General features: G+C 45.1%; 1 protein-coding gene. It reads left to right on the top strand.

Annotation, left to right across the window (positions count from 1 at the left end; genetic code table 11):
- A partial coding sequence (locus EMN46_RS19815; RefSeq protein WP_229130464.1) for a hypothetical protein occupies positions 1 to 338 on the top strand: 338 nt, incomplete at its 5' end.
- Positions 339 to 357: the final 19 nt, after the last annotated feature.

Here is a 357-nt window from a genome sequence, read left to right as displayed (position 1 = left end):
CAATCAGAGTCTCGGATATTTATGAAATAGATGTGCAGGCTTTAGAAAGTGCATGGATGTATCTCAACATCAGCATGAGTGTTGTTCCTCCTAAATTGCGTGGCGTGGATGTCTGCTCGGTGGAGGAGTTGGCCCCGGTTTATGGGCTGTTTGATTACTGGGCTCATTGCGGCCAACGTACTCGTGAAGAGTTACTTGCTGATACATGCGGAAAAATGTGCATTGAATCGCTGGAAGATCTGCCAAAATCCTATCTCCCTCATGCTGTAAGTCTTGTTTGGGAAGGTATTAACCGTGAATCCGGTCGAGCTAATGCCCTCAAAGAAGCAAGTTATTAAAACCTATGTTTCCAAAGAG

This window comes from Ancylomarina sp. 16SWW S1-10-2 (assembly GCF_009669305.1).
Lineage (GTDB): Bacteria > Bacteroidota > Bacteroidia > Bacteroidales > Marinifilaceae > Ancylomarina.
Note: the sequence above shows the minus strand (reverse complement) of the source record. Positions and strands in the feature narration are given on the sequence as shown.